The sequence below is a fragment of the Roseibium sp. RKSG952 genome, from assembly GCF_009711355.1.
In genome coordinates this window covers 1-6,185 of record NZ_SMMF01000738.1, presented here as the reverse complement: position 1 = coordinate 6,185, position 6,185 = coordinate 1, and the positions used below count along the sequence as shown (strand labels likewise).

Annotated in this window: 4 protein-coding genes; all 4 read left to right on the top strand. The window is 57.8% G+C overall.

The features are described 5' to 3' along the window. The first annotated feature begins 235 nt into the window (after positions 1-235). The 4 genes from E1297_RS05195 (at position 236) to E1297_RS05180 (ending at position 6,078) form a co-directional block, all read left to right on the top strand. Entirely contained in the window at positions 236-3,130 is a 2,895-nt protein-coding gene (locus E1297_RS05195; RefSeq protein ID WP_209015652.1) for an ATP-binding protein, read from the top strand. Between the two features lie 150 nt (positions 3,131-3,280). Next, positions 3,281-5,122 carry an ATP-dependent helicase gene (locus tag E1297_RS05190; RefSeq protein ID WP_155134820.1) on the top strand — a complete coding sequence of 614 codons (1,842 nt, stop codon included), beginning with the start codon at positions 3,281-3,283 and terminating at the stop codon, positions 5,120-5,122. A 3-nt stretch (positions 5,123-5,125) separates the two neighbouring features. Continuing rightward, positions 5,126-5,485 (top strand): ProQ/FinO family protein, encoded by a 360-nt coding sequence (locus E1297_RS05185; protein WP_155134817.1) that lies wholly within the window; start codon positions 5,126-5,128, stop codon positions 5,483-5,485. Continuing rightward, on the top strand, positions 5,482-6,078 hold the full coding sequence (locus tag E1297_RS05180; protein WP_155134814.1) for an exopolysaccharide biosynthesis protein: 597 nt from the start codon (positions 5,482-5,484) through the stop codon (positions 6,076-6,078). Before E1297_RS05185 ends, E1297_RS05180 begins: the two co-directional genes overlap by 4 nt. The last annotated feature ends 107 nt before the right edge of the window (positions 6,079-6,185 follow it).

Below are 6,185 nucleotides of genomic sequence, written 5' to 3'. Positions count from 1 at the left end.
CCCCATCCTTCAGGGCGGGGAAGACGTTAAACGCAGATTTCGACGCATCCTCATCTTTCAAGGATTCGGATTGACCGCCGACGAATGACGGGCGAGGATTCCGTATCGCTGTCTCAAAATGGAATCCTTCATGTCGATTACGAGCATCCTATCCACCGTCTCGGGGGCATTCGGAGCCCAAACCAAGAAGCACATGTCTTCCTTCTGTTTCCTAGAGACGGCTGACGGTAACGACATGTTCATCGCCAAAGACGGATCCCTGGCAAGCATCATCAAGGTCGACGGCATCAAGCAGGTCCTTGGGGCCGACGAACTCGACTCGATCATCGAGAACATGAACCTAAAGATGTCCTCCTATCTCGTTCAGGAGGGACACGCCATTCAGGTTTGGTTCGCGCGAGACAAGGACCTGTCCCGAAAGCTGATCAAGGATCAGACCCGCCCTCAGCGCAATGTCGCGAGTCATCTCGGTCTCGATCTCGAAGATCTTTTTTCCGAGCGCGAGCGTCACCTTCCGAATTTCGTCACCTGGGAGGGTTTCTACATCGTCCTGTGGACGCGCCTGTCCGTATTGACGAAGAAGGAGATGGAAAACGCGAAGGCCGAACTCAAAGCGCCGAAACTCATGCCGACGCTGGCCGATGCTCAGGATCCATTCCGGATCGGCCGCTCCATCAAGGACCGCCACAAGGCCTTCACGCAGAGCTTTCTGACCGACTTGAAGGACATTCAGATCAGGGCCTCCCTGCTCGACACCCACCAAGGGATGAAGGCCATGAAATGGTCCATCTACCCCGACCTGGTCGGTGCCGATTGGCAGGCAACGCTCCCCGGAGATCCTCTGCGCGAACGCGTTCCCGAGGTTCACGACTTCGACGCGTCTCATCTTCTGTGGCCGAGAATCGAGGACCAGCTCTTCGATCGTGAAGCGGAGCGCTTGAACCCGCGTATCGTGCGCGTAGGAGCACTCAATTTCTCCGCCATGGATATGGTTATCGGCCCACAGAGAACAGAGCCTTTCTCCAGTCTTCTCAACCGTATGATCGAAATGGACGAAATCCCGTGGCGCGTCTCGTTCCTCATCGAGGGTGGCGGACTCAATACTCTGGGAATCAAGAGCTTCCTTGCCTCCATTTTCCAGCTGACCAACGGCGACAACAGACAGATCCGCGAAGCCATCCAGGAGCTACAAGAGTCCCGCCAGGAAGGCATGACCGTCACCAAGTTTCGGGTCAACTTCGCGACATGGGCACCGACTGGCGACCTGCGTCTCATCGAGGAGCGGTCGTCGAGGTTGCAGCGCTCCGTCGAAAGCTGGGGCTATTGCCAAGTCTCTCCTCTTGTCGGAGATCCGTTGGCCGCAGTCATGTCTAGTTCCGTGGGGCTTGAAGTCGCCTCTACTGCTCCGGCGGGCGCGGTCCCGCTGCCCGATGTCATTACGATGCTTCCCTGGAACAGGGACGCATCGCCGTGGGAACACGGGGCGGTTCTCTTCAGGACCTCTGACGGACGCTCCTGGCCTTATCAGCCGGGTTCATCCATGCAGGATGCTTTCATCGACCTCATCTTCGCCCCCCCGGGGAAGGGCAAGTCCGTCTACATGAACACGACCAACCTGGCGCTCTGTCTTAGCCTGTCCGGCACGTCCGGCACGGGCGGCATGAAGCTCCCGCGCATCGCGATCATCGATATCGGCCCATCCTCGTCCGGGCTGATTTCCCTATTGCAGGAAGCCCTTCCCATCTCCCGCCGTCACGAGGTCGCCTATCACCGTCTCCGCATGACACACGAATTCGCGATCAACCCGTTCGATACGCAGCTTGGGTGCCGTCAGCCATTTCCGCTTGAAAAGGACTTCCTTGTTAACTTCCTGACGACGCTCGGCACGGATGTCGGCGAATCCAAGCCGCCGAACGGCCTTACGGGAATCATCAGCGCCGCGATCGATATTCTATACGACAAGAACGATGACAATCACCGCAGGGGTCAGCCGAAGATCTACAATGAACGCGTCTGCCGCCCGGTCGACGAGGCGATCCGCGCGCATGCCATCGAGGTCAAACCAGGCATCACAACATGGTGGGATATTGTAGACGCCTTGTTCATGAAGGGTGATTTGCACAGCGCGATCATGGCGCAGCGCTACGCAGTGCCGGTACTCGAGGAAATGATGGCCATCCTGAACCATTCCCAGATCACCGACGTCCACGGCGAGGCGACGATCGAAGGCGGCGAGCGCGTCGTGAACGTATGCCGTCGCGTGATCTCGAGTGCAATCCGTGAAATGCCCATTCTCCAGCGTCCGACCGCGTTCGACATCGGCGACGCGCACGTCGTCGCCCTTGATCTCGATGAAGTCGCCCCGAAGGGTGGCGCTCCCGCGAACAAGCAGACGGCGCTGATGTACATGCTTGCGCGCTTCGTCCTCGCTCGCGATTTCTATCTCAACCACGAGATCGTGGACATGATTCCCGACCTGTACCGGAATCACCACACCCCGAGGATTCGCCGCATTCGCGAGACTCCCAAGCGCCTCGTTTACGATGAGTTCCACCGGACCTCCAAGGCCCCGAAGGTTCGCGAGCAGGTCCTCGTCGACATACGCGAGGGACGCAAGTGGGGTGTCCACGTCGCGTTAGCCTCCCAGCTTCTCCAAGATTTCGATGACGAAATGGTCGATCTGGCTTCTGGCTACTGGATCATGGGTGCCGGCAACGACCGTGTGGGCGAGGAATGCGCGGAGTTGTTCGGACTTACTCCGACGGCCAAGAAGATCGTGAAGACGCGTCTGAACGGCCCAGAAAAAGGCGGAGCCCCATTCCTGGCGGTCCTCGCGCTGAAGGAAGGTAAGCACGAGCACCTTCTTTACAACACTCTCGGCCCGACGGAGATTTGGGCCTTCTCAACAACCCCTAACGATACTGAGCTTCGAAGCCGAATGTATGACATTCTCGGCCCAATCGAGGCGCGTAGACGCCTCGCGTCTCGTTTCCCGAACGGCTCCGCGAAAGGGGAAATCGACCGGCGCATCGCAAAAGCGCTCGAGCGCGGCGGCATGGATCAAGATGATGCCAAAGAAGGGGTCATCGAGGATCTGGCAATGGAACTTGTCAACGAAGGCCGAAAATAGTCAACTCAACCCTGCGCGGTTCAGTATTCGTCCGACGGACCTCCTTCGGGACATCGGACGAACGATTTTTTTGGTCGCGCAAGAGTGGCCAAAAGGATTGACGGCTGCCCGTTTCACAAACATGATTCCTTTATCGAAAGGATTCAATCGATGGGGAAACTGAACAAAGGTCAGGCGGCAGCCGCTTCGCACGGCGGAGGACACGCCCTCGTGCTCGCTGGTCCAGGAACCGGCAAGACGAGCACGCTCGTCGCGCGCTACAGTTTTCTTAACGCCCGCGGTGTCTCGCCTGACGCCATGATGGTCATGACCTTCACATCCAAGGCGGCCGAAGAACTAAAGGTTCGTCTCGGCGACAAGTACGACGATGGGGCTTGGATAGGAACGTTTCACGCCACCTGCATGCGGCTTCTGAAGCGTTTCTTCGCCGATATCGGGTTGCGGCAGAGATTTAAAGTTCTGGACCCGGCCGCCCAGCGCGAGATCCTGTCCTCCATCGACTTGTTCTGGAACGCGGACGACGGCGATCTCGTCGATGTCATCGGTCGTTGGAAGGATTCCATGATCGACCCCGATCAAGCGGCCGCCGACGCTCACCGCAAGGGGTCCGTCCCTTTGCGCCGCGCCGCAGAGTATTACGCCGCTTACGAACGCGAGATTGCGCGTCGGGGAGATCTCGACTTCTCCGATCTCGTGACGAAGGCTCTGGAGGCTCTGTCAAAAAGCGGCGATGCGTCCGAATTTGTCAGAAGCCGGATCAGGCACGTTCTGGTCGACGAGTTTCAGGACGTAAACCTCTCCCAGGTCAGGTTGCTCACTCTTCTGGCGGAAAAGGGTGCCAAGATCTGGGCCGTCGCCGACGACGACCAGGCTCTATACGGCTGGCGGGGAGGGGACGTTGGATTCACAGTCAACTTCACCGAGACCTTCAAGGGTGCAGTTAAGTATAACCTTGCAGTGAATTACCGTTGCGATCCGGCTATCCTAGCTGCGGCAAACACGTTAATTTCCAACAATCAGAATCGCCTCCCCAAAAAACTTGAACCATCGCGCCCCCACAGGCCCGGAACATTCGTTCGCATTCGCGGCTTCGCGACCGCCGAAGCCGAGGCTGAGTTTATCGCCCAAAGTGTCGAACAGGCCGTCTCACGGGGACTTCTTGCCTCATCGATTGCGGTTCTCGTCAGAACGTCCTCGGTCACTCCAGCGGTTCAGGCATCCTTCGAGAAGCGGAACATTCCCTTCTTACTCTCCGGATCGGTGAATTTCTGGGATCTTCCCGAGGTCAGGGCTGTGGCCGATCTGTTGTTCGCCATCGAAAGCGGTTCGACAGACGACGTGTGGCGCTACAAGGGTGGACGAGACATCGTCGTGACGATGAAAGGATCTCACCCGGCCCAAAGCGCCCCGGCGGCCGGCCGTCTCATCGGTGACCATCCACCCGCAGGAGTAAACGCAGAGCGCGCCGCTCAATGGGCGGACGCTTCGGAGGCCGCTGCATCACTGGCCCTTTCACACAAGACGGCCGCAGAGTTCTCCGCTTATCTCGAGGAAATGTCTGCCCGCGGCGCTTCCGGAGATGGGGACGGTGTAGCCATTTCCTCCATTCATTCCTCCAAGGGACTCGAATGGACCCATGTTTTCGTTGCCGGCTGTGAAGCGGCGATGCTTCCGCACATAAGAAACAAAGACAAGGAGGAGGAGCGACGTCTGCTCTACGTTGCGGTCACCCGTTCGAAGAATTCCGTCGACCTATCCTTCGTTCGTTCTCGATTTTCGAAGTCCCAGACCCCTTCGCCTTTCCTGTCGGAGCTGTCGAAGTCACCCACGGGAGCCGTCAAATGGATAGGTGGTGAGGCGGAGGAAAAACTGGAAACGGAATCAGGCACCGGATCCCGGAGGATCCAGAGAGACCCGATCACCACCTCCGGCGGCCGGAAAATCTACCGCAGGAAGGGGCGTAGAAGCTTGATACCGCCGGATGAGGATTAAGACATGAAGAGCGTTCGTACATCAAGGCGTTTCAGGATCTACAAGACAGTCAGAGCGGCCGTTTCGCTGCGGTTCCCGAACGCGTTTCCGCGCTCGGGAACGCGCCCTCCCTTGAAGATCGGTATAGTTAAGGATCTTCTGGAACATTCCGGCGAGCTGAACGTTTCCCGCTCCGACATGCGTCTCTTCCTGTCTGTGTGGATTAGGTCCGGATCGTACCAAAAAGGACTGTCGATTATTCCCCATCGTTTTGATCTCGATGGAACTCTGAGCGGAGAAGTGTCTCCCTCCCAGCGGATGAAAGCGAGGGATGTCATTCGTATGCGCCGTGATCGCGCCCTCGGCGTAACGGTCGCGGCATGAGTTCTGACCTCTGCGCTTCACCGACCGTCTTTACGGAGGTGAGGCGAATAATAGACACCCCCGAAGAGCAAATGACCATTGGAAGCATCTCCGAGGGACTCGGGAAGCGATCCTACGGCATCATCTTGTTTGTTCTTTGCCTGCCGAATTGCATTCCGGCGCCTCCAGGACTTGGGTCCATTTTCGGACTTGCCATGGGCATCGTCGTGATTCAGTACCTTTTGGGCAGAGACTATCCGATATTGCCGAGCTTCATCGGGAAGCGAGCGATCAAAAAGACGACCCTGAGGCGCATCATGGATACCTCTGAGCCGTTTATGCGCCGTCTGGAGATGATTATTCGTCCGCGCATGTTCGGGCCGGCCCAACGCTTTCTCGAATACCTCGGAATGCTCGCGGTGGCTTTCATGTGTTTGGTGATTCTCATTCCCTTGCCACTAACAAACATGCTGCCCGCCATGGCTGCCGCCGTTCTTTCCGCTTCGGTCGCGGAACGTGATGCCGCTGGAATCATAGTGGGACTAATAATCGGGATCGCAGGCAGCGTGATCGCCGTCAGAGCCGCCTCCGTAGTCGTGGCCCTCCTCTTTTAACTCGAACTGAGAGAATCAGAGCGAAGCCCCCGGCGACCATGCACAGCTATGCCGTGATGATCCAGAAGCGCGGCAGCCCCCTTCCTTCAGGGAGGGGTCAAGAGCGC

Bases quoted from the DNA above. Each gene is read 5' to 3' on its own strand.
- E1297_RS05195 (WP_209015652.1), top strand. From the start codon at position 236: ATGTTCATCGCCAAAGACGGATCCCTGGCAAGCATCATCAAGGTCGAC.
- E1297_RS05190 (WP_155134820.1), top strand. From the start codon at position 3,281: ATGGGGAAACTGAACAAAGGTCAGGCGGCAGCCGCTTCGCACGGCGGA.
- E1297_RS05185 (WP_155134817.1), top strand. From the start codon at position 5,126: ATGAAGAGCGTTCGTACATCAAGGCGTTTCAGGATCTACAAGACAGTC.
- E1297_RS05180 (WP_155134814.1), top strand. From the start codon at position 5,482: ATGAGTTCTGACCTCTGCGCTTCACCGACCGTCTTTACGGAGGTGAGG.